Below are 24411 nucleotides of genomic sequence, written 5' to 3'. Positions count from 1 at the left end.
TTTTATCAATCTATAGTTAACTCTCCCTTGCAAAGCCCTGCTTCTATAAGAAAACGAGAAGGAGCAAAAGAAGTTTTTTTGTTTTTATCATATTTAGCATAGCTTAAATAAAGTATATTTTTTGCCCTAGTTACCGCAACATAAAAAAGTCTTCTTTCTTCTTCTAAGCTTCCACCCATTCCCATAAGCTTTTGATTAGGAAAGCGACCTTGTGCAAGATCAATCACAAAAACAAGATCAAATTCCAAGCCTTTACTCGCATGCACGCTAAGCAAATTAACTCCTTTGCCGCTACTCATTTCGCTTGCACCTAAAGTTAGAAAATTATAATACTTGTAAATATCGCTATAATTTTTTGTAAGCTCTTTTAAAACATTGAATTTTGTTTCTATTTTTTCTAAATTTTCACTCTTTCTTAATAAATCCACCTGCCCTGCTTTATTTGTCGCTCTTTTGGTTGCAAGTTCTTCGCAAATTTCTCTATAAAAAGAATTTTCACAAATTAAATTGACTAAAGTCAAAGAATGTTTTATTTCCATAGCTTTTTTTAAAAAAAGATAGATTTTTTCCAAATTTCTAGCGCACAAATCATTGATTTTTGAAAGTCTTAAAATAGGATGTGCATCAAATTCACTCTCAAATTTAAAACGAGTTTCGCTGGCTAATTCTTCCAAATCTGCAAAAAGCCCAAGTTGATAATTTCTTTTTTGATGATTTTGCAAATTTACATTTTTATCAGGATCTAAAAAACCTTTTATTAAATTTCCATGCCCTAATTTTAAAAGTGCGTCAAAAATTTCTTTTGCTAAAACTCCACCCACACCTTTGGTGTATTGAACCAAATGAATAAAAGCCATAATATCCTTAGGATTTACCACAAGAGCAAGCATAGAGCTAAAAGCTTTAACTTCTAAACTTTCAAAAAAACTTCCACTTCCCTTTCTCACACTTGCAATGCCCTGCTCCCTTAAAGCTACTTCAACCCCATCAGCACTTGAGTTGTTGCGAAAAATCACGGCAATTTCTTCCAAACTTACTCCGCTTGTAAGTATCATTTTGGCTATATTTTGATACTGATCAAATAATTCTTCAAAAGTAAGCAAAGATGGGGCTTTAAACTCATCATTTCTTGTAACAATAAGTTCTTTTGGATATAATCTTTCGTTATTTAAAATCACTTTATTAGCCAAAGCTAAAATACTTCTTGATGAACGGTAGTTTTTATTTAAAGAAAAAATTTTTGCATCTTTAAAACGATCTTTAAACCCACCTATGATATTAATATCCGCTCCATTAAAAGCATAAATACTTTGATCATAATCCCCTACACAAAACAAACTTTTACTATGAAAAGCCTCTATTAAGGAACTTTGCAAAGTGTTTGTGTCTTGATATTCATCTACTAAAATTTCATCAAATTCATATTTTTCTTCTTTTAAAAGCTCTTTTAGATTGATAAGTAAGTCATTAAAATCTACATAATTAAAACGCTTTTTTTCATTATCATATTCTTTTAAAATATCTTCATAAATTTCAGCATAAATACTTTGATCTTCGTAGTTTTGACAAAACCAAGTATAAAAATCTTGATTGTGTGCTTTGTTTTGAAACAAAGAATAAAGATCATATAAATAACTTGATTGATAAGGTTTTATATCACTTAAATGCCTAAAAGTTCTTTTTTCATAGACACTTTTAAGTAGAGTTTTTAACTCGCTTGCTTGCTTTAAGGCTATATTTTTATCCGCATTTCTAAGTAAGGTATAAGCCGTACTATGAAAAGTTCCTGCAAGTATTTTACTGGTAATATTTTTATCAAAAAATTTCCCTAAACGCCCTATCATTTCTTTACTAGCTTTATTTGTGAAAGTCAAAAGCATAATTTTTTGAGGTGCCACTCCCTTGCTTAAAAGATAAGAAATTCTTGCAACAATAGTAGAAGTTTTTCCCGTCCCTGCACTTGCAATAACAAGATTGCGTCCAAAATCAGCAGTAGCGGCAAGATATTGTTCATTATTTAATTTTGAAAGTGGCATTATTTTCCTTATAAAAGTTAAAATTATAAAAAAAAATTACTTAAAAATATAAAAATTTAAAATTACTTTATATTAGATTATAGTACAATGCTAAAATTATTTAACTTTCTGTTTTTAAGGGATAGCAAATGAATTTGAAAATTTTTTCTATTATTGTTAGCATATTAATTGCTGTTATTGTGATATTAGGTGGAACATATTATTATCTTTTTGAATATTCAAAACCAAAGAATTACACCTTAAATACCAACACTTACACCGAACAAAAATCGTATACCAATAACTACGATAATTCCTATTCACCTTCGATCCAAACCAACAATAGTTCATCAGATATAAATATTAATAACAATACCATCCAAAAGCAAGAAACAAACCTATTAGATGAAAATCAAAGCTTAAATAACGATACATTTAATACATCAATAAGCGAAAACAATCAAAGCTTAAATAATGACACCAATACAAGTAATAATATTAATACAAATGAAAATAAGCAAATTTTAGATACGGATAAAGAAAAATTAAAACAAGAAAATAAACAAGCCAAAATAGAAGCTCTTAAAAAAGAAATCAGCAAACAACAAAAGATCTTAGAAAGAGAAAGAGCTGTAAAAAAAGAACTTCAATCAAACAAATCAAACAAAAATAAATATCTAAATACCGCTAGAGAATATCTAAGCATAGGAAAAAACAGTCGTTTAGAACCTGAGCTTAGCACAGAAAATATGAAAGTTTACATTTTAGATGGAAAATTTTTAAGCCAATACAGAATCAATCTGTTAAAAGATATGCTAAGCGTTATACAAGATAATGCAAAAGATTATTATCTAAGTATTTTTGTTAAAATGCTACCAAAAGGGGAAATGAAATTAACTATCTATAACAAAGAAATTATCTTTTCAGATATGAAAAAAGCTTATAAATATATTAGTTTAGATAGATTAAGCCCATATTTAAACAATCCAAAAGAATTAAATGAACATGTAGCACGTGAAGAAATTTTAGAAAGACTTAAACTTCAAATTAAAAAAGACGGCAAAGGAAGTGATTTTTCTAAACATATCAAAAGTTTGAAAACTGGACTTAATACAGCACAATATTTCTTCCCGTTTTGTGAAATTATAGAAATTAGCTCTATTAAATAAGCTAAAACAATAAAGGCAAATAATGTATGATAAAAATTTAGAAAAAGAGTATTATCAAATTTGCGAAGAACGCGGATATTTTGAAATCGATGGCAATAAAACCATACAAGAAAAAGATAAAAATTTCTGCATTATGATGCCTCCTCCTAATGTCACTGGAGTTTTACACATAGGACATGCTTTAACCTTCACTCTACAAGACATTATGACGCGTTATAAAAGAATGGACGGTTATAAGGTTCTTTATCAACCAGGACTTGATCACGCAGGTATTGCCACTCAAAATGTTGTAGAAAAACAACTCCTTGCTCAAGGCATTAAAAAAGAAGAACTAGGTAGAGAAAAATTTATAGAAAAAGTATGGGAGTGGAAAGAGCAAAGCGGTGGAAAAATTTTAGACCAAATGAGAACACTAGGCATCACTCCTGCATGGAGTCGCTTGCGTTTTACTATGGATGAAGGTTTGGTTAATGCCGTAAAAAAAGCCTTTGTAGAACTTTATGATAAAAGACTTATTGTACGCGGAAACTATATGATCAATTGGTGTACTCACGATGGCGCTTTAAGTGATATAGAAGTTGAATACAAAGAAAACAAAGGAAAACTTTATCATATTAAATACTTTTTAAAAGATAGCGATGAATTTTTAGTAGTAGCCACAACGCGTCCTGAAACTTTTTTTGGCGATACTGCAGTTATGGTACATCCTGATGATGAACGCTATACTAAATTTGTGGGTAAAGAAGTGATTTTGCCTATAAGCAAAAAAGCCATTAAAATCATAGCCGATGAACATGTAGAAAAAGAATTTGGAACAGGAGTTGTAAAAGTTACTCCCGCTCATGACATGAACGATTATGAAGTAGGACTTAGACATAATTTAGATTTTATAAGTGTTTTTAATGAAAAAGGAATTTTAAACGAGCATTGTTTAGAGTTTCAAGGTTTAGAACGCTTAGAAGCAAGAGAAAAAATCGTAGCCAAACTTGAAAGTCTTGGCTTTATAGAAAAAATAGAAGAGCATAACAATCAAATAGGATATTGTTATCGTTGCAACAATATAGTTGAACCTTATATCTCCAAGCAATGGTTTGTAAAAAAAGAAATCGCCCAAGAAAGTATAGAAAAAGTTGCACTTGGCGAAAGTAAATTTTACCCAAATCACTGGATAAATAGCTTTAATGCTTGGATGAAAGATTTAAGAGATTGGTGTATTTCAAGACAACTTTGGTGGGGGCATCAAATTCCTGTGTATTATTGCGAATGCTCTCATGAATGGGCAAGCCAACATACGCCTAAAACTTGTCCAAAATGTCAAAGTCAAAATTTCAAACAAGATGAAGATGTACTTGATACTTGGTTTTCTTCAGGACTTTGGGCTATGAGTACTCTAGGCTGGGGAAATGAAAATTGGGGCAAAGATAAAATTTGGTCTGAAAATGATTTAGAAGATTTTTATCCCAATTCTTTACTCATTACAGGTTTTGATATTTTATTTTTCTGGGTGGCTAGAATGATGTTTCAAAGCACTAATGCTTTACATCAACTGCCTTTTAAAGATATTTATTTACATGCTCTTGTGAAAGATGAGCAAGGTAGAAAAATGAGTAAAAGTCTTGGAAATGTCATCGATCCAAATGAAAGTATTAAAGAATATAGTGCTGATATTTTACGCTTTACTTTAGCACTTCTTGCTATACAAGGACGAGATATTAAACTTAGCAATGATAAACTTTTACAAGTTAGAAATTTTACAAATAAAATTTATAATGCTACAAATTATCTGCTTTTAAATGAAAGTAAATTTGAAGATTTGGAAAATATCACACTTCATTCAGAATTAGCAAAATATATCTATGCCAAATTTCAAACTTGTGTTAAGGATGTAAGAGAAAATTTAGACAATTATCGCTTTAATGATGCAGCTAATACTCTATATAAATTCTTTTGGGATGATTTTTGCGATTGGGGTATAGAGCTTAGCAAAGCCGAAAAATCAAGCGTTAAAGAACTTGGTAGTATTTTCAAAGAAGCTTTAAAACTTTTAAATCCTTTCATGCCTTTTATCAGCGAGTATTTATACCACAAACTAAGCGATACAGAACTTAAAACAAGCCCTTCTATTATGATAAGCAAATATCCAAAATTTAAAGAACAAGATAAAAATATAGAAAAAATCTTTTCTTTGCTCATAGAAAGCATAGTTGGTATCCGCCGTGCTAAAAGTTTAATCGATCTTGGAAATTCTAAAATAGAAAAAGCTTATATCAAATTTAACGATAAAAAAATCAAAGATGAAATCAAAGCTTATATGAATTTTATCATGATGCTCGCAAAGTGCGAGCAAATAGAATTTAGTGAAGAAAAATTACCAAAGGCAATATGTGATGTTAGCGAGAATTTAGAAATTTTTATTACGCTTGAAAATGTTGATTTAAGTGGTATTTTAACAAGACTTGAAAATCAAAAAAATAAGCTTGAAAAAGAAAGTTTCAAGCTTAACTCCATGCTTTCAAATGAAAAATTCATCGCTAACGCACCTAAAGAGGTGGTTGAGCAAAATAAAGAAGCTCTAGAAAATTTAAAAATTCAACTTGAAAAAATATCAGTTGAACTTCAAAATCTAAGAGGTTAAAAATTTGATAAAAATAAAAAATTTAAAAAAATATTATGGCAAGGAACTCGTGATAAACGATGTTTCTTTGGAGATTAAAAAGGGTGAAATTTACGCCATAGTAGGTCATAGTGGAGCTGGAAAATCCACTCTTTTAAGATGTATTAATGGACTTGAGAATTATCAAGAAGGAAGTTTAAAAGTCTTTGATCAAGAAATTAAAGATTTAAGTCAAAAAAAATCAAAAGAGCTAAGAGTGCTTAGAAAAGATATAGGGATGATCTTTCAAAATTTTGCCCTAATGGAACGCAAAAATGTATTTGAAAATGTTGCTATGCCTTTAAGAACACACTATACTCAGTGTAAATTTCATGCCAAGCTTTTTAATAAAGAATACATGAGCGAAAAAGAAATTGCCCAAAAAGTCAATTCCTTACTTGAAATCGTAGGGCTTGATCATAAAAATAAATCCTATCCAAGAGAACTGAGCGGGGGGCAAAAACAACGCGTTGCTATTGCTAGAGCCTTAGCTTTAAACCCAAAAATTTTACTTAGTGATGAAGCTACTTCGGCTCTTGATCCAAACACTACAAAAAATATTTTAGAGCTTATATCTAAAATCAATGCTGAATTTGGGATTACTGTTGTTTTAGTAACTCACGAAATGGATGTAGTAAAAGACATAGCTCAAAAAGCTTTATTACTTGAACATGGACAAATCATAGGAAGTGGAGCAATTGATGAGCTTTTTTTAAGGCCTAATGCCAAAATGAAAGAATTTTTAGGAGAAAGCGACTTCTTGCCTGAGCACGGACTTAATATCAAACTTTACTTTCCAAAAGAAGTTGCCCAAAATAGTGTCATCACTCATATGGCAAGAACTCTAAATATAGACTTTAACATAGTTTGGGGTAAAATAGAAAAACTTAATGGAAAAGCCTTGGGAAATTTAGTTATAAATATAAATGAAAAGGATAAAGACAAGGTTCTTGATTACATAGAAAAAAGTGGAGTATTATGGGAGGTGGCATCATGAATGAAGAAAACATCTCTATCATCAGTGCTTTTTTTAGTAGAATTTCTCAATTTTTTAATGAATTTTCTTGGCAGGATATTAAAGAAGTGAGTTTAAGTTCTATTACAAGTTTCAGTGAAAATTATGAAAACATTTTAAAACCTGCGCTTAATGAAACAATTTATATGAGTTTAATGGCTGTACTATTTGGATTTTTATTGGCTATCATTCCTGGAATTTTACTTGCTATTTGGGATAAAAACGGAATTAAAGAAAATAAAATCGCTTATAGCATTTTAGATTTTATTACAAATATACTGCGTGCCTTTCCATTTTTAATTCTTATAGTTGTTCTTTTACCACTTTCTAAAATCATAGTAGGCACAAGCATAGGTACAAATGCTGCCATAGTTCCTTTAGCTATCGGAATAGCTCCTTATTTGGCAAAGATGCTTGAAAGCGCTTTTAAAGAAATAGACAAAGGAATCATAGAAGCAGCAAAAAGTTATGGTGCTAGCAATATTCAAATTATCTTCAAGGTTATCTTTAGTGAGGCCCTTCCTGCTATAATTAGCGGAATTACCCTAACTTTGATCTTTACCATTGGTTTTTCTGCTCTTGCTGGAACTGTCGGTGGTGGAGGTTTGGGAGATGTCGCTATTCGCTATGGTTATGAAAGATTTAACAAAGAAGTTATGATTCAAACTGTAGTTATTTTACTTATATTAGTTCAGTTAGTTCAAATTCTAGGTAATTTATTTTATACTTGGGCTAAAAATAGTAAAACTACATATATTATTGCCACTCTATTGATTTTACTTGGAATTAGCATAGTTATCAATATAAACAATGATGAAAATTTCTTTTGGCAAGTAATTGTTTTTATCTTATTTTTGGGAAGTTTGCTTTATAAAGGTTTCGAAAAATAAGGAGATTATATCTCCTTTTAAGATAAATATAAGTTTTTTTAAGTAAAATTTAAACAAAAAATTAAAGGAATTAAAATGATGTATCAGATGCGTTAATCTGACTATCAACAAGTTTTTATATGCTTCTTCCTGATAGTCAGAGTGAATTTATTAAGATTAAAGCAAGCACAAAATGACTAAAAAGGAAAAAAATGAAAATCAAATCTTTATTTATAGTAAGTATTTTAACATTAAGTCTTAATGCAAATGCATTAGAAACCATCACAGTTGCAGCAACTCCCGTCCCTCATGCTGAAATCCTAGAGCAAGTAAAACCTGATTTAGAAAAACAAGGCTATAAACTTGAAATCAAAGAATTTACAGATTATGTTTTACCTAATCTAGCTGTTGATAACGGAGAAGCCGATGCAAATTTTTTCCAACATACTCCTTATTTGGAAGAATTTAATAAAAACAAAGGCACCAAACTTATCAAAGTAGCCGCCATACACATAGAACCTATGGCTGTTTACTCCAAGAAATATAAAAGTCTAGATGATATTAAAGAAGGGGTTAAAATCGCCATTCCAAATGATCCAACCAATGAAAGTAGAGCTTTAGATATTATTGCAAAAAAAGGTTTGGTAAAATTTAAAGATAAGGCTTTAAAAACACCTCTTGATATTATAGACAATCCTAAAAAAATTAAATTTGTAGAATTAAAGCCCGCACAACTTCCAAGAGCTTTAGATGATGTTGATTTTGCTGTAATTAATTCCAACTACGCTCTCTCTGCAAATCTAAATCCTGCAAAAGATAGCGTATTTATCGAAGATAAAGAAAGCCCGTATGCAAACATTCTTGTTGTAAGAGTGGGACATGAAAACGATCCAAAAATCAAAGCCTTAACCCAAGCTCTACAAAGTGATAAAATCAAACAATTTATCATAGAAAAATACAACGGATCTGTTTTACCTGCTTTTTAATTTTGTCCCTTACCTGGGGACTTTTTTCTTAAATACAAAGGAGTTTTTATGAATTTATTTAAAATTATTATACTCGCTTGCATTCTAAATTTATCTAGTCTATTTGCACAAAACATTACTATAGGAGCCACTCCAAATCCTTTTGGTAGCTTACTAGAACTAATGAAAGATGATTTTAAAAACAAAGGGTATGAGCTTAAAATAGTAGAATTTTCAGACTATATTTTGCCCAATCGTGCATTAGAGGAAAAAGAACTTGATGCAAATTTATATCAACACAAACCTTTTTTAGAAGAATACAACCTAAAGAAAGGTTCAAATTTAATTGCAACAACGCCTGTACTTATAGCTCCAGTAGGAGTTTATAGTAAAAAAATCAAAAATTTAGAAAATCTTAAAGAAGGTGCTAGAGTTGCTATACCTAATGATGCCACCAATGAAAGTAGAGCTTTAGAGCTTTTAGAGAAAGCAAAATTAATAGAGCTTAACAAAAATACTCTAAAAACCCCATTGGACATAAACAAAAATCCAAAAAAACTTAAATTTATAGAGCTTAAAGCTGCACAACTTCCAAGAGCTTTAGATGATGTTGATATTGCTATAATTAATTCTAATTTCGCACTTGGAGCCGGTCTGAATCCAAGTAAAGATACTATTTTTAGGGAAGATAAAAATAGCCCTTATGTAAATTATGTTGTGGTACGCTCAGAAGATAAAAATAGCGAAAAGACCAAAGTAATTGATGAAATTTTAAGAAGCGATAAATTTAAAGCCATCATTAATGAACATTATAAAGATATATTAATCCCAGCTTTTTAGGAGTATAACATGAATATTAAAAAAATATTTTTAAGTGTTTTATTTACAATTAGCCTTAGTTTTGGAGCAGATAAAACCATAATCATAGGTGCAACACCAACGCCTTATGCTGAAATTTTAAATTTCTCCAAACCCTTATTTCAAGAAAAAGGTTGGAAGTTAATAGTTAAGGAATTTAATGACTATAATATACCTAATATCGCTTTAAATGAAAAAGATTTAGATGCAAATTTATATCAGCATAAACCTTTTTTAGATGATTTTAATACCCACAAAGGAACAAATTTAAGTTCTTTAGGTGCTATTGTTTTAGTTCCTATGGCTATATATTCTAACTCCATAAAAGATATAAAAGATATTCCTAATGGTGCTAAAATCGCTATACCTAATGATGCTACCAATGAAAGCAGAGCTCTTGATTTACTAGCTAAAGCAAATTTAATAGAGTTTAAAAGTCAAAGCACCCTTAAAACCCCTATTGACATAAGTAAAAATCCAAAAAAACTTAAATTTATAGAGCTTAAAGCCGCACAACTTCCAAGAGCCCTAAATGATACTGATTTGGCTGTTATTACCACAAACTATGCTCTTGGAGCAGGTTTAAACCCTTTAAAAGATGGTATTTTTATGGAAGATAAAGATAGTTTATATGCTATTGTTTTAGCTACAATAAAAGGTGAAGAAACAAGTCAAAAAAGTCTTGTTATTAAAGAAATTTTAACAAGCGATAAAATTAAAAATTTTATCATAGAAAAATATAAAGGCTCTGTTATCCCTACTTTTTAACTCTATACAAAGCCTTCTAAAGGCTTTGTTAAACTTATAAAAGCTAAAATACTATTTATTGCATTATAATTCTTAGGATAAAAATGAAAATTATTTTTTTAACTTTTTTTATTGTGATAAATTATATCCAAGCAGCTAGTTTAGAAGAAATCAAAACAGCACTAGCTAAAGAATTTAGAAATAATTTTCCTAAAATTATAATTTCTCAAATTGATTTAAAAATAACATCATTGCCTAAAGATTTTGATCAATATGAATTTCTAAGAATCGCTAATGGACGTTTTAATCAAGCACAAGGCTTTTTAAGGGCTGAATTTAAAACTCCGCAAAATATACAAAAAAATGTATTTTTTAGATATTTCATTCAAGCAAATTTAGAAGTTTTAAAAAGCGAACGCACTATAAAAAGAGGAGATAAACTTGGAGCTTTTGACTATAAAAGCGTATTGATTGATTTTGATAAAGTTCCTTTAAATGCCTTAACCTTAGATGATGTAGATAATCTTGTAGCTAAAAGCAATATTAACAAAAACGCTATTTTAAGAGCAAATATGTTTAAAACCACAGCTTTAATACGCCGAAATGATCCTATAATCGGGGTTTTAAGCGAAGCAAATGTTGATGTTTTAATCGAACTTGTGGCTTTGCAAAGTGCAAATATGGGCGAAAGGATTCGTGCAAAAAACAAAGAAGGTAAAGTTATGCAAGGCATCGTAGTGGGTAAAAATAGGATGATTATACAATGAAGGTTTTATTAGGAATTTCTGGTTCAAGCAGTGTCAATTTAGGCTTAAAATTATTAAAAAATTTAGAAAATCAATGCGAACTTTATTGTATTTTAACTCAAGGTGCAAAACTTAGTTTCAAAGCTGAAAATGAAGTAAATTTAGAAGAAATTTGTCAAGAAAATTTTAAATACACTCATTTTTTAGATGATAAAAATTTAAGTCTAAGTGTAGCAAGTGGATCTTTTGGAATAGAAAAAACTATCATTGCTCCTTGTTCGATTTCAAGTTTAGCAAAAATTCACGCTGGTTTTGCAGACACTCTTTTAATGCGTGCTGCAGCAGTAGCCCTAAAAGAAAGAAAAAAACTCATCTTAGGCGTACGTGAAATGCCTTTTTCTACTTTAAATTTAGAACATATGTTAAAACTTAGCCAAATGGGAGTTATCATCGCACCTCCTATTATCGCAAGTTATTCTAAAGCAAACAATCTAGAGCAAATGGAAAATTTTATCGTAGGTAAATGGTTAGATCTTTTAGAAATAAAACACAATTTATATGAAAAATGGCAAAATTTTTAGTTTAAATTTGTTATATTTTTAAAAAAAATTGGAGCAAAAATGACTTGTTTATATCCTGGGACTTTTGATCCTATTACCAACGGGCATTTAGATGTTATAAAACGGGCTTTAAAAATTTTTGATGAAGTCATCGTTGCCATAGCAAAAAGTGAACATAAAAAACCTTGCTATGATTTAGAAAAACGCAAAGAACTAGCCCTGCTTGCAACACAAAATTTAAAAAATGTTAAAATCATTGCTTTTGATAATTTACTTGTAGATTTAGCCAAAGAATTAAAAGTTAATACTATAATCCGTGGACTTAGAGCAGTGAGTGATTTTGAATACGAATTGCAAATTGGCTATGCAAATCACGCACTTTGGGAAGATATGGAAACCATTTATCTTATGCCAAGTCTAAAACATGCTTTTATTTCAAGTTCTATTGTTCGCTCTATAGTAGCACATGGGGGCGATGTAAGTTCTCTTGTTCCAAAAGAAATTCTACCTTTTTTAAAGGATCAATCTTGTATGTAGTTTTTGAAGGTATTGACTGCGTAGGAAAAAGTACGCAAATTTCACTTTTAAAAGAAATTTACAAAGACGCCATTTTTACACTCGAACCTGGCGGAACAGAACTTGGAAAACATTTAAGAGAAATTTTACTTAATAAAACTCATCCTATTAGCAAAAGAGCTGAACTCTTGCTTTTTTTAGCTGATCGTGCTCAACATTTTGAAGAAATCTTAAAAACCAATCAAAACAAACTCATTATTAGCGATAGAAGTTTTATTTCAGGCATGGCTTATGCCAAAGATTTTGAAAACGATTTGCTTTTTGCTTTAAATAGTTTTGCTTTAGAAAATTTTTTTCCACAAAAAATTATCTTTTTAAAAGGAGATGCAAACCTTATCCAAGAACGCCTCAGTCAAAAAGAACTAGATAGCATAGAAAAACGTGGCATTGAGTATTTTTTAAGTGTGCAAGATAAACTCGAAAAAGTGCTTCATTTTTTAAAAGAAAAAATTTCTATAGAAATTTTAACACTTGACGCAAAAGAAAGTAAAGAAAAATTACACCAACAAATAAAGGAATTTTTACAATGATTAACGCTTTAAAAGGAATGAAAGATTTATTAGATAAAGATGCATATTATTATGAAAAAGTGATTAAAACCTGCGAAGAAGTAGCTAAAAACTATGGCTTTACTTTTATCAATACACCGCATTTAGAACTTTGCACCCTTTTTAAAAGAAGCGTAGGAGAAAGTTCTGATATAGTAGGTAAAGAAATGTATGAATTTATCGATAAAGGCGAAAATCATGTTTGCATGCGTCCTGAAGGAACTGCTGGGGTGGTGCGTGCCTATATAGAAAAAAAACTCGATAAAAACACTAGTGTGAAAAGATGGTTTTATCATGGCTCTATGTTCCGCTATGAAAGACCCCAAAAGGGACGCTTAAGAGAATTTCATCAATTTGGCGTTGAAAGTTTTGGAAATGCAAGCGTTTATGAAGATGCAAGTATTATTTTAATGTTAGTAGAAATTTTTTCACGCTTGGATATTAAATTTAAATTACTGATTAACTCTTTAGGCTGTTTAAAATGTATGCCAAAATATCGTGAAAATTTAATACATTTTTTAGATAGCAAAGAAGGTTTTTGCGAGGATTGTTTGCGTAGAAAAAACTTAAATCCTATTCGTGTTTTAGACTGCAAAAATGAGCATTGCCAAAGCTTACTTAACGATGCTCCGCTTTTAAATCAAAATTTATGCTCATCTTGTCAAAAAGACTTTGAAATTTTACAAAGCGTTTTAAAAGAAAATGGAGTGGATTTTGAAGTGGATTCTAAGCTTGTTAGAGGGCTTGATTACTACTCTAAAACGGCTTTTGAATTCATTAGTGATGAAATTGGTGCAAAAGCTGCTATTGCTGGGGGCGGAAGATATGATAGACTTATTGAATATCTTGATGGAAAAAGTGGTTTTGGTGTAGGTTTTGCCATGGGCATAGAAAGAATTATAGCCATTTTAGAACAAAAAGAAGAAAAGGTTCAAAGAGAAGGAATTTATCTTTGTGCTATGGATGAAATTTATATCCAAAAACTTTTGCATATCGCTACAAATTTAAGAAAAGAACATAAAGTGCTTTTAAGCTATGAAGCAAGAAAACTAGCTAAACATCTCGAAAACGCGGATAAAAATAATGCTGAAATTTTTCTTTGCATGGGAGAAAATGAAGCACAAAATGAAAGTTTGTTTTATAAAAATTTAGTAAAAAAAGAAGAAAAAATGATTAAAATTTCAGACTTAAAGAAGGTTTTATGATGGATTATGGTATTGATATTTGGGGAAATGAAAATTTCATTATCAAAAATGGTAAAGTTTGTATCAATCACGAGAAAAAACCTGCTATTATTGATATAGTTAAAGAATTAAGAGATGATGGATATAAGGGACCTTTACTTTTAAGATTTCCTCATCTCATCCAAAAACAAATTGAAAATATTTACGGAAATTTCAATAAAGCAAGAAAGGAATTTGGCTATAAAGGAGGATTTAACGCTGTTTATCCTTTAAAGGTAAATCAATACCCTGGTTTTGTAAAAAATCTTGTAAAGCTTGGAAAAGACTATAACTACGGACTTGAAGCAGGTTCTAAAGCAGAGCTTTTACTCGCTATGGCTTATAATAACGAAGGTGCACCTATTACCGTAAATGGCTTTAAAGATAGAGAACTTATCAACATAGGCTTTATCGCAGCTGAAATGGGACATAATATCACTTTAACTATAGAAGGACTTAATGAGCTTGAAGCTATCATAGACATAGCTAAAGAACGCTTTAAACCTAAACCAAATATAGGCTTACGTGTGCGTTTACATTCTGCTGGAGTTGGAATTTGGGCAAAAAGCGGTGGGATTAATTCTAAATTTGGACTTACATCCACTGAACTTATAGAAGCGGTAAATTTACTCAAAGAAAACAAACTTTTAGAACAATTTACCATGATTCACTTTCATCTAGGCTCACAAATTACCGAAATTCATCCCTTGAAAAAAGCCTTAAATGAAGCAGGAAATATTTACACAGAACTTAGAAAAATGGGAGCTAAAAATCTAAAAGCTATCAATCTTGGTGGCGGTTTAGCTGTAGAATACTCACAATTTAAAAATGAAAAAAGTAGAAATTATACCTTAAGGGAATACGCTAACGATGTAGTTTTTATCCTAAAAAATATAGCTGAACAAAAAAAAGATTTAGAGCCTGATATTTTCATAGAAAGTGGACGTTTTGTAGCAGCTAATCACGCTGTTTTAATTGCTCCTGTATTAGAACTTTTTTCTCAAGAATACGCAGAAAACAAACTCATACTTAAAAAACAAAATCCAAAACTTATCGATGAGCTTTATGATCTTTATAAAAGCATAAAACCTTCCAATGCATTAGAATACTTGCACGATAGCATAGATCATTTAGAGAGTATTTTAACTCTTTTTGATTTGGGCTATGTGGATTTACAAGATCGTTCCAATGCTGAAATTTTAACTCATTTGATTACAAAAAAAGCCATCTTGCTTTTAGGTGATAAGCAAAATCCTGCGGATTTACTTGCTATACAAGATGAAGTACAAGAAAGGTATTTGGTAAATTTTTCACTCTTTCAAAGCATACCCGATTTTTGGGGCTTAGAACAAAATTTCCCTATCATGCCACTTGATCGCTTAGATGAAGAACCGACTCGAAGTGCAAGTATTTGGGATATAACCTGCGATAGTGATGGAGAAATTTCATACTCTAAAGATAAACCTTTATTTTTACACGATGTAGATGTAGAAAAAGAAAATTATTTTCTAGGGTTTTTTCTTGTAGGTGCCTATCAAGAAGTACTTGGAATGAAACACAATCTTTTTACTCATCCTACTGAAGCTATTATAAGTATCAATGAAAAAGGCTATGAAGTTGAGGGGATTATAGAAGCACAATCCATACTTGATGCCTTAGAAGATTTAGACTATGATATACACGCTATCATGGATATACTTAATGAACGCATAAGTAATTCTAAGCTTGTAAATGACAAGCAAAAAAAGCATATTTTAGGGGAGCTTTATCTTTTCTTAAATGATAATGGTTATTTAAAAAGCATAGGAGTTTAGATGAATTTTTGGGGTATTATAAAAGAAGATTTTTCTCAGCCAAAGGCACAAGATCCAGCTTTTAATTCTTGTATAGAACTTTTTTTTAATTACCCTGGAGTGTGGGCTGTAGTAAATTACCGCTTTGCACATTTTTTTTATATAAGAAATTTTAAACGCATTGCTAGAATGATTAGTGGAATTTCACAATTCTTAACTGGGGTAGATTTACACCCTGGCGCAGAACTTGGAAGGCGTGTTTTTATAGATCACGCCAATGGAGTGGTTATAGGTCAAACAGCAATTATAGAAGATGATGTTTTAATTTATCAAGGCGTTACTTTAGGTGGAACAAGCCTAGAAAAAGGTGCTAAACGCCATCCAACCATAAAAAAAGGAGTGATCATAGGCTCAGGCGCAAAAGTACTTGGCAATATCACCATAGGAGAAAATGCCAAAATAGGCTCAAATGCTGTAGTAGTTAAAGATGTAGGTGCAAATTTAACTGCCGTTGGCATTCCTGCTTATATTATCGAAGAGCGTAAAAATAAAAACATTAGAGCCATAGATGCAAATTGCGATGACAAACTAGAAAAGTTAGAAAAGAAAATTTTAGAACTTGAAAATCTTATATTAAAACAACCTGAATCACAAAAATAATAATTTTTTATAATACATAAAATTATATGTATTATTATGCGTATTAATTTTTCCTAAAAAATTAATACAAATTTTCACATTTATTGAAATTTATAACTCATTTTTAAATTAAATTTATTGTAAAAATGCAATTTTCTGCTAAAATTAAACAAAAATTATTAAGGATTGAAAAATGCTTACAAAAAGATCTCAAGTTTTAGAAGAATCTATCACTTTAGCCATCACTGCACTTACCAATGAACTTAAAGCTAAAGGCGAAGATATCATTAGTTTTTCAGCAGGCGAACCTGATTTTGACACACCACAAATCATCAAAAATGCCGCTATAAGTGCTATTGAAAAAGGATGTGGAAAATACACTGCTGTTGCGGGAATTCCTGAAGTATTAAAAGCTATTCAAATCAAATTTAAAAAAGATAATAATCTTGATTATGAAACAAGCGAAATTATCACCAATGTAGGCGCAAAACACTCTCTTTTTGAATGTATAGAATGTTTAGTAGAAAAAGATGATGAAGTGATTATCCCTAGTCCTTACTGGGTAAGCTATCCTGAAATGGTAAAATTTGCAGGTGGAAAACCTGTATTTGTAGAAGGCTTAGAAGAAAATGGCTTTAAAATTACCGCTGAACAACTAAAAAAAGCTATCACAGCTAAAACCAAGGTTTTGATGTTAAATTCTCCTTCAAATCCTGTGGGGTCGATTTATTCTAAAGAAGAATTAACTCAAATTGCAAAAGTTTTAGAAGGAACACAAATCACTGTTTTAAGTGATGAAATGTATGAAAAACTTCGCTATGATGGTTTTGATTTTGTAGCTTTTGCAAGTGTAAGCGAAGATGCTTTAAAACGCACTGTGACTATTAACGGGCTTAGTAAATGCGGGGCTATGCCAGGATGGCGTTTTGGCTATATGGCAAGCAAAAATAAAGCCCTAATTTCAGCCGTTAAAAGACTTCAAGGACAAAGCACTTCAAATATTTGTTCCATCACTCAACATGCAGCCATTCCTGCTTTAAATGGAGAATGTGATAAAGATATAGAAAAAATGCGTCAAGCCTTTGAAAAACGCCGTAACTTAGCCTTAGACATACTTAAACAAATCCCAAATATCAGTGTTTATAAACCAGAAGGTGCTTTTTATCTTTTTGTAAATATACAAAAAATAGAAAAAGATTCTATGAATTTTTGTCAAAAATTACTTGAACAAGAAAAAGTTGCCGTTGTTCCAGGTGTAGGTTTTGGAATGGATGGATACTTCAGACTTTCTTATGCCACAAGCGATGAGCTTATCAAAAAAGGTTTAGAAAGAATAGCAAATTTCATTAAAAACTATAAATAATTCTAGGTTAAAGCCTAGAATTATTTAGGCAAATTAAAACCTTATAAAATCAAGGCTTTTTAAGCACAGCATTTACCCTTTGAACACTATCTGATTTATTTAAACTCAATCTTATTATAGAATTTTCTAATCCACCTAAAGAATGCGCTACATTTGCCTCTAGGCTTATCATATCTAAAACATTTAATTCAAATTTTTCCTTTTCCACTTCAAACCAAATTTTACCACTTAAAACTTGAACATGTATAGCAAAAGGAGCTTTATGCTCTTTCATCACACTATCTTTAGCTAATAAAATTTGAATTTCTTTACCTTTTTCATTGTCAATTAAAACATTGATTTTCACTTCTTTTGGGCTAAATTCCGCCCTATTCCATTGAATGATTTTCACAAAATCTCCTTTTTTAGTTTTATAAAACTATAGCAAAAACCAAAATATAGATTATAAACTTGTGTTAATTTATCCTTCTTTCCACCAAAAATCCTGTTTAAATTTAGCCCCTATTTCATAAGCCTCGCCCATTTTTGGTGTGATAAGGGGTAAATCTAAATTTTCATAAAGAAATTTTATCACTTCATTCCACGCGTGAGTTCCTACTAAAAATCTCCCCCAATGTATAGGCATGACAGCCTTTGCATTAAGATCTTTCGCTTCTTTTAAAATTTGATCAGGAAAAGAGTGTGAATATGGCCAAGCGATATTAAACTGTCCGCTTTCAAGACAAGCTAGATCAAAACTTCCAAAATATTCACCTATTTTTTTAAAATGTGTAAAATATCCTCCATCTGCACTAAAAAACACTCTCTTATCTACACTTAAAAATTCCATCACAAAAGAAGCCCAAAGGGTTTTGTTTTTACCATCTCCTCTACTTGAACTGTGCTGTGCAGGTGTTGCAATGATTTTTAAATCACCAAATTCTACTCCACTCCACCAATCAAGCTCTATGATTTTTTTCTCACTCACCCCATAGCTTTTTAGATAATTTCCCACTTTTAAAGGTGTGATAAAAAATCGTGCTTTTTCTTTTAAAGCTTTTATACTCTTAGCATCTAAATGATCAAAATGCGAATGCGTGATAATCACAGCAAAAATTTCATTAAAATCATTTACATTATAAACAGGAGTATTTTTAAAAGCCTTATTGATAAAAGAAATAGGCGAAGCATGAGTGTTAAAAACAGGATCAATCAAAATTTTATATTCTTTAAAACTTATAAAAAGCGAAGAATGTCCAAGCCAAGTAATATGCGGAGTGCTAAAACCACTCAAATCAGGCTTGAAAAAAGGTAATTTAAAAGAAGGAATGGCATTTTTTGGATAAAGATAATAATACCTCAAAATTTCTTTAAAAGACACTTTAGGAGTTATAAGACTTTGCTCATTTTCATTAAGAAAAATTTCATATTTTTTACCCTGCACTTTTTTAGCTTTTGATCGTTGCACATTAGAAATATCAAAGGTTTTAAATGATAAATTCAAATTTTTCCTTTTATGTTTATTAAGATTATATCTAAAAAGTTTTTAGATTAATTTTATTTTATTACTAAGTTTTTAGTTTACTTACGCTAAAATGATTTGGATGAAGTTAAATTTTCTTTAGAAGATTTTACAAAAATTTTACCTACATTATTCAAACCATTTTAGTAAAAGAAATACAAGAAAATGAATTATCTGATTTTAAACTGGAACTTCAAAAAGAATTGGTTAAAAAATCAATGAAAAATTAGGTAGCAAGCTAATAAAAGAATTATATTTTACAGATTTTGTCATTTCTTTAAAATTTTAAAAAATTTTCAAGCCTTTTAAAAAGGCTTGAATAGAGATTTTAGGATTACTCAACTTCAGCGTCGATTACATCGTCATCTTTTTTCTTTTTATCATTAGCTGTATTTGGCTCATCTTTTTTATACATATTTTCAGCTAACTTATGAGAAACTTCACTTAAAGCTTTCATTTTACTTTCAATCTCTTCTTTGCTTGCATTTTGATTTTTCAAAGTCTCGCGCAAATCATCAAGAGCTTTTTGGATATTTTCTTTATCAGCAGCAGCAACTTTTTCACCCAGCTCGCTTAAAGATTTTTCTACTTGATGCGCCAAGCTATCAGCTGCATTTCTAGCATCTACAGCTTCTTTGCGTTTTTTATCTTCTTCTTTGTGAAGTTCAGCATCTTTTACCATGTTATTAATTTCTTCTTCGCTAAGTCCGCTTGAACCTGTGATTTTGATCTCTTGAGCCTTACCTGTTGCTTTATCTTTTGCACTAACGGTTAAAATACCATTTGCATCGATATCAAAAGTAACTTCGATTTGTGGCATACCGCGTGGTGCTGGTGGAATTCCTTCAAGATTGAAATTTCCTAAAGATTTATTATCACGACTAAATTCTCTTTCCCCTTGTAAAACATTGATAGTTACAGCACTTTGATTATCCTCAGCGGTTGAGAAAACTTGCTCTTTTTTAGTTGGAATAGTTGTACCTTTTTCGATAATCTTAGTCATTACCCCACCTAGAGTTTCTATACCCAAAGAGAGCGGAGTAACATCAAGTAAAAGCACATCTTTAACATCGCCTTTTATAACCGCACCTTGAATCGCCGCACCAATAGCCACAACTTCATCTGGATTTACAGACTTGTTAAGATCTTTATTAAAGGCTTTTTTCACTTCTTCTTGCACTAAAGGAACACGAGTAGAGCCTCCTACCATAACAATTTCTTTAATCTCATCTTTTTTAAGACCTGCGTCGCTTACTACTTCATTGATTTTAGTGATGGTTTCAGCCACTAAAGAATCAATCATACCTTCAAATTTAGCTCTAGTAAGTTTTTTAACCAAATGTTTTGGCCCACTTGCATCTGCTGTGATAAATGGTAAATTAATTTCAGTTTCATTAGCTGAGCTTAATTCTTTTTTAGCATTTTCTGCTGCTTCTTTCAAGCGTTGTAGAGCCATAACATCATTTTTAAGATCTATACCTGTTTCATCTTTAAATTCATTAGCTAGAAAATCAATAAGTTTATTATCAAAATCATCGCCACCTAAGAAAGCATTACCACCTGTTGCTAAAACTTCTACTACATTATCACCGGTTTCAAGCACAGTAACGTCAAAAGTTCCCCCACCTAGATCATAAACCACGATTTTTTCACTATCTTTTTTATCAAGTCCATAAGCTAGAGCTGCTGAAGTAGGCTCATTGATAATTCTTAATACATTAAGCCCTGCTATCGTTCCTGCTTCTTTTGTCGCTTTTCTTTGTGCATCGTTAAAATATGCAGGCACAGTAATAACTGCATCTACAACACTCTCGCCCAAGAAAGCTTCAGCATCTTCTTTTAGTTTCATTAAAACTTTTGCTGAAATTTCTTGCGGAGTATAAATTTTCCCTGCGATCTCAATAGCACAAGCACCATTTCTTTCAGTGATATGATAAGGAAGTCTGTTTTTAGCTTCTTTAGCCGCGTCTTCATTGATCATCAAACCCATAATTCTTTTAATAGAATAAATAGTTTTTTCAGGGTTAGTTACCGCTTGGCGTTTTGCACTATCTCCTACTAAAACCTCGCCTTTATCTGTAAAAGCTACCACAGAAGGAGTTGTATTTTTACCTTCTTTATTTGGAATTACTTTACTCTCACCGCGTTCATACACAGCAACACAAGAATTGGTTGTTCCTAAATCTATACCTATAACTTTACTCATTTTTTATCCTTTTTATTAAAATTTATTTTGCTACACTAACTTTGGTTGGGCGGATTACGCGATCGGCTATTTTATAGCCTTTTTGAAGCACGGTAACCACTTCACCACTTTGATGATTTTGGCTATCTACATGAAACATTGCCTCATGTAAATTTGGATCGAACTCTTTTTCTTCTTTAATAAGAGCCACTCCATGCTTTTCAAGTTTTTTAAGAAACAAATCTAAAGTGTTTTGCACTCCTTCTTTGATTTTTAAGCTAATTTCATCATGACATTCGACATTAATAGCTGCTTCTAAAGCATCCAAAACATCAAGCAAATCCTTTGCAAAGCTTTCATTTGCATAAGCCATAGCACTTAGCTTTTCTTTTTCCATTCTTTTTTTAATATTTTCAAATTCAGCGTTTGCACGCATATATTTGTCTTTTAATTCATCATAGTCTTTTTGCAATCTGTTTTGCTCAACATCTTCGATATTTTGCAAATTCTCATCTTGCAAATGTTCAGAATTTTCTGCGTTTTCATTTTCAAATTCTTGCTTTTGCTCGCTCACGCCGCCTCCTTTATGTATTGTAATATTTTTTTATAATCCGTATAAACACTACCTGCTAAGATAATATTTACATCTTCGCCCAAAAACTGCGCATCCACCTTAAGCCCCATAAAACCTTCTTTAAATAAAGGTTCAAATTCAAGACTTTCTTTAAAATAACGATGAACTCCGCAATCTAAGAGCTTAACAAATTCATCATTTTGATAAATTTGATAAGCTCTTTCTTCATTGCTTCTATAGCAAATCAAATTTTGCCTTAAGCTAGCTATTTTTTCTACAAGATCCATAAAATGAACCCTCAAAGCTATTTTTTCTATACTAAAAAGATCCAATCCTATAAGACTTTGTAAAAAATTCCATGCTTCTTTTTCATATTTTAAAACGAGCTCTTCTTCTTTAAAATCAAGCACTATAAACTTAGCATTTAGATCAAGCACTTCTTTAAGCACTAAGCTTCTACCACCATAAACAAGACAGTAAATTTCAAATTCTTTACTCAACTCTTTTAAAAAATTCTCACTTTTGATATTGATATCTTGATCTTGTTCTTTTTTCCAAAAACTTTGCCAGTAATTTTGCATTGTCAAAATAGTAGGAATTCTACCACTACTTATATGAAGCTGAGTGATCAAACCCTCGTCGCTAAGCCTTTTAAGATAGACGCGTATAGTTGAAGCAGGGATGCAAAGATTTAAATTCAATTCATTTGAACCAATAGGAACATTATCTAAAAGATAAGTTTGGATGATAGAATCTAAAATCAAATCCTTTTTATCTCGGCTTTTCATAGCTCTTTCCTTAAATTTTTAGCACTCTATTTTTTGATTGCTAGAAGTATTATACAACATTGAGTGTTATTTTGTCAAGTATAAATATAAAAAAATATACTTAATTTTATTTAGTCTATATGACTAAACTTTTATTAGTTGCTTTTTTATAAGAATACAATATATCAATATATCAAAATAAAAATAACAATACACTTTACAAGATAATTATAAAAACTAAGCCCAAATTTTAATTAAATCAGCTATTTTTCCATAACTTGTAGAATTTGTATCAAAATAAGTTTGCTTCATTTCGTTGACAATTTCACCAAGATTGTCATAATTAAGTTTAGTTGCATCTTCAGGTTTTAAACCTAGCATTTTTACACTTCTTTGTTTGAATAAATCCACAAAACCTTCATAGAAAATTTTAAATTTATCCAGATTAAAAACAAGTTTTTTATTACCAGTTTCTTTATCTTCAACTTCATCAAAAATTTTATCAGATAATTGCATTTTAAGTAGAGATTTTTCATCTTCACTTAAATCATCATATTTTACACCTTTACCTAATTTATCCAAGATATCTTTAATTTCCATTGTATTAGTTTGATCAAATTTAGTTAAAGTTAATATACCTACACTTTCAGTCCATCCAGAATTTGGAGCTTTGGTTTTTACTGCTTGCATGCCAGTTTCGCTAAAACTAAGCTCTCCATCAAAATCTCCATCTTTTCTTATCATTTTATCAAGCTCTAAGCCTATAGTTCTACCAGCATAATCTGTATCTTTGGTATCATCTGGACGCATTTCTCTAAAATCTTTTTCAAAACCAAATAGAGTATCTACACTACCATTTAATTGTGTATAAGATTGCACAAAAAGTCCTAAATTTGTTTCCTGTGCTACAAAACCACTTTTCGTATCTTCAAGCTCATAATCTTCTAAATATCCATCATTATTTCTATCGCTAGCCACATAAGCTCTAGTATATGCTATATCAGCATACCATCCAGCCACAAAATTTTCAGCTTTTCCATTTAATATATATGATCCATCAAGTCTTTTAGTCATATCTTCTTTATCAAATTCAATTCCCATTTTATTGATAGCTGTTGAACTTAAAGCACTACGAACAAGGTTATTTGTAATAGGATCTCTAAAATATATAGTAGTCATACCTCTTTCAGCTTTTTTCACTTTATCACTTACCTTTTGATTGAAAACTTTTTCATCTTCTAATCTTTGAAGCATAGTTTGAGCTACATCTGTTTTTTGATCTTGAAATGAAGAGGAATTTTCGTCTTTTTCATTAAGAATCTTTGGTTTTAAATTTAACTTAAAAGATTTATATACACTAGCTTGCTGAGAAGATTTAGATATGGGTTGAAAATGATTAAGAAATTTTATAAAATCCATTTTGATGCCTTCAAATTTTCGACATCTTTTCAAAAATATTGCTAATATATTTTACGTAATTTTAACTTAGAAAATTTTAAATTTTTATCCTCTATTACCTTCCAAACCCTAAAAACACCCTATTCTCTCTAAAAACCCTAACCAGCAGCAAACTCTTTTTTAAACACTATTTCAAACACCATCTAAAACAACAATAAAAATAAACATAGGATTTATATATAAAGTA

Annotated in this window: 22 protein-coding genes and 1 pseudogene; 16 read left to right on the top strand and 7 right to left on the bottom strand. The window is 30.6% G+C overall.

The annotated features are described in order from the left end of the window. Window positions 1-5 precede the first annotated feature (5 nt). Window positions 6-2036, bottom strand: a complete 2031-nt coding sequence (locus SR63_RS03260) for an ATP-dependent helicase (protein WP_002866906.1) — start codon at window positions 2034-2036, stop codon at window positions 6-8. Between the two features lie 128 nt (window positions 2037-2164). On the opposite strand from SR63_RS03260, the gene SR63_RS03255 reads away from it, so the two are divergent. The 15 genes from SR63_RS03255 to SR63_RS03185 all read left to right on the top strand — a co-directional run bounded on the left by SR63_RS03255 (window position 2165) and on the right by SR63_RS03185 (window position 17739). Continuing rightward, window positions 2165-3184, top strand: coding sequence for a hypothetical protein (locus tag SR63_RS03255; RefSeq protein ID WP_002866905.1), 1020 nt, complete (start codon window positions 2165-2167; stop codon window positions 3182-3184). A gap of 22 nt (window positions 3185-3206) precedes the next feature. Continuing rightward, window positions 3207-5819 carry a valine--tRNA ligase gene (locus tag SR63_RS03250; protein WP_004304140.1) on the top strand — a complete coding sequence of 871 codons (2613 nt, stop codon included), beginning with the start codon at window positions 3207-3209 and terminating at the stop codon, window positions 5817-5819. A 4-nt stretch (window positions 5820-5823) separates the two neighbouring features. Further along, window positions 5824-6834 (top strand): methionine ABC transporter ATP-binding protein, encoded by a 1011-nt coding sequence (locus SR63_RS03245; protein WP_002893140.1) that lies wholly within the window; start codon window positions 5824-5826, stop codon window positions 6832-6834. Next, on the top strand, window positions 6831-7742 hold the full coding sequence (locus SR63_RS03240) for a methionine ABC transporter permease (RefSeq protein WP_004304137.1): 912 nt from the start codon (window positions 6831-6833) through the stop codon (window positions 7740-7742). The genes SR63_RS03245 and SR63_RS03240 overlap by 4 nt, the downstream gene beginning before the upstream one ends. Before the next feature lie 191 nt (window positions 7743-7933). Then, the gene (locus SR63_RS03235; protein ID WP_012006685.1) at window positions 7934-8707 is read left to right on the top strand and encodes a MetQ/NlpA family ABC transporter substrate-binding protein; all 774 of its coding nucleotides are present in this window, start codon (window positions 7934-7936) and stop codon (window positions 8705-8707) included. Window positions 8708-8755: 48 nt separating this feature from the next. After that, window positions 8756-9526: a MetQ/NlpA family ABC transporter substrate-binding protein gene (locus SR63_RS03230; protein WP_002857015.1), complete on the top strand. Its 771-nt coding sequence runs from the start codon at window positions 8756-8758 to the stop codon at window positions 9524-9526. Window positions 9527-9535: 9 nt separating this feature from the next. Further along, window positions 9536-10312, top strand: coding sequence for a MetQ/NlpA family ABC transporter substrate-binding protein (locus SR63_RS03225; protein ID WP_002866902.1), 777 nt, complete (start codon window positions 9536-9538; stop codon window positions 10310-10312). 83 nt (window positions 10313-10395) lie between these two features. Beyond that, entirely contained in the window at window positions 10396-11058 is a 663-nt protein-coding gene (gene flgA / locus SR63_RS03220; RefSeq protein WP_002866901.1) for a flagellar basal body P-ring formation chaperone FlgA, read from the top strand. Then, window positions 11055-11618: a UbiX family flavin prenyltransferase gene (locus SR63_RS03215; protein ID WP_002877254.1), complete on the top strand. Its 564-nt coding sequence runs from the start codon at window positions 11055-11057 to the stop codon at window positions 11616-11618. The genes flgA and SR63_RS03215 overlap by 4 nt, the downstream gene beginning before the upstream one ends. 39 nt (window positions 11619-11657) lie before the next feature. After that, on the top strand, window positions 11658-12134 hold the full coding sequence (coaD, locus tag SR63_RS03210; protein WP_002852633.1) for a pantetheine-phosphate adenylyltransferase: 477 nt from the start codon (window positions 11658-11660) through the stop codon (window positions 12132-12134). Next, window positions 12125-12703 carry a dTMP kinase gene (gene tmk, locus SR63_RS03205; protein ID WP_002866899.1) on the top strand — a complete coding sequence of 193 codons (579 nt, stop codon included), beginning with the start codon at window positions 12125-12127 and terminating at the stop codon, window positions 12701-12703. The genes coaD and tmk overlap by 10 nt, the downstream gene beginning before the upstream one ends. Beyond that, window positions 12700-13926: a histidine--tRNA ligase gene (hisS, locus tag SR63_RS03200; protein ID WP_002866898.1), complete on the top strand. Its 1227-nt coding sequence runs from the start codon at window positions 12700-12702 to the stop codon at window positions 13924-13926. The genes tmk and hisS overlap by 4 nt, the downstream gene beginning before the upstream one ends. Continuing rightward, on the top strand, window positions 13923-15758 hold the full coding sequence (gene speA / locus SR63_RS03195) for a biosynthetic arginine decarboxylase (protein WP_032595244.1): 1836 nt from the start codon (window positions 13923-13925) through the stop codon (window positions 15756-15758). Before hisS ends, speA begins: the two co-directional genes overlap by 4 nt. Continuing rightward, a complete protein-coding gene (gene cysE / locus SR63_RS03190; protein ID WP_002866897.1) occupies window positions 15759-16397 on the top strand; it encodes a serine O-acetyltransferase in 639 nt (212 codons plus the stop codon). Window positions 16398-16569: 172 nt separating this feature from the next. Beyond that, window positions 16570-17739, top strand: coding sequence for a pyridoxal phosphate-dependent aminotransferase (locus SR63_RS03185; protein WP_147498356.1), 1170 nt, complete (start codon window positions 16570-16572; stop codon window positions 17737-17739). A 49-nt stretch (window positions 17740-17788) separates the two neighbouring features. Here SR63_RS03185 and SR63_RS03180 read toward each other — a convergent pair whose 3' ends face one another. Continuing rightward, window positions 17789-18130 carry a cupin domain-containing protein gene (locus tag SR63_RS03180; protein WP_002865985.1) on the bottom strand — a complete coding sequence of 114 codons (342 nt, stop codon included), beginning with the start codon at window positions 18128-18130 and terminating at the stop codon, window positions 17789-17791. Between the two features lie 69 nt (window positions 18131-18199). Then, a complete protein-coding gene (locus tag SR63_RS03175; protein WP_002865984.1) occupies window positions 18200-19222 on the bottom strand; it encodes an MBL fold metallo-hydrolase in 1023 nt (340 codons plus the stop codon). Window positions 19223-19330: 108 nt separating this feature from the next. Between SR63_RS03175 and SR63_RS08690 the strand changes: the two are divergent. Beyond that, window positions 19331-19529: pseudogene (locus tag SR63_RS08690) on the top strand (flagellar basal body protein FliL); the annotation flags it as partial. Window positions 19530-19574: 45 nt separating this feature from the next. On the opposite strand, the gene dnaK reads toward SR63_RS08690, so the two are convergent. The 4 genes from dnaK to SR63_RS03150 all read right to left on the bottom strand — a co-directional run bounded on the left by dnaK (window position 19575) and on the right by SR63_RS03150 (window position 24185). Continuing rightward, a complete protein-coding gene (gene dnaK / locus SR63_RS03165; RefSeq protein ID WP_002856760.1) occupies window positions 19575-21446 on the bottom strand; it encodes a molecular chaperone DnaK in 1872 nt (623 codons plus the stop codon). A 22-nt stretch (window positions 21447-21468) separates the two neighbouring features. After that, window positions 21469-21999, bottom strand: a complete 531-nt coding sequence (gene grpE / locus SR63_RS03160) for a nucleotide exchange factor GrpE (protein ID WP_002865982.1) — start codon at window positions 21997-21999, stop codon at window positions 21469-21471. Beyond that, a complete protein-coding gene (locus tag SR63_RS03155; protein WP_002856966.1) occupies window positions 21996-22787 on the bottom strand; it encodes an HrcA family transcriptional regulator in 792 nt (263 codons plus the stop codon). Before SR63_RS03155 ends, grpE begins: the two co-directional genes overlap by 4 nt. Window positions 22788-23003: 216 nt before the next feature. Beyond that, a complete protein-coding gene (locus SR63_RS03150; protein WP_002865981.1) occupies window positions 23004-24185 on the bottom strand; it encodes a hypothetical protein in 1182 nt (393 codons plus the stop codon). Window positions 24186-24411: the final 226 nt, after the last annotated feature.

The organism is Campylobacter sp. 2014D-0259 (assembly GCF_008000505.1).
Lineage (GTDB): Bacteria > Campylobacterota > Campylobacteria > Campylobacterales > Campylobacteraceae > Campylobacter_D > Campylobacter_D jejuni.
The sequence above is the reverse complement of the archived record's forward strand: the minus strand, read 5'-3'. Positions and strand labels throughout refer to the sequence as shown.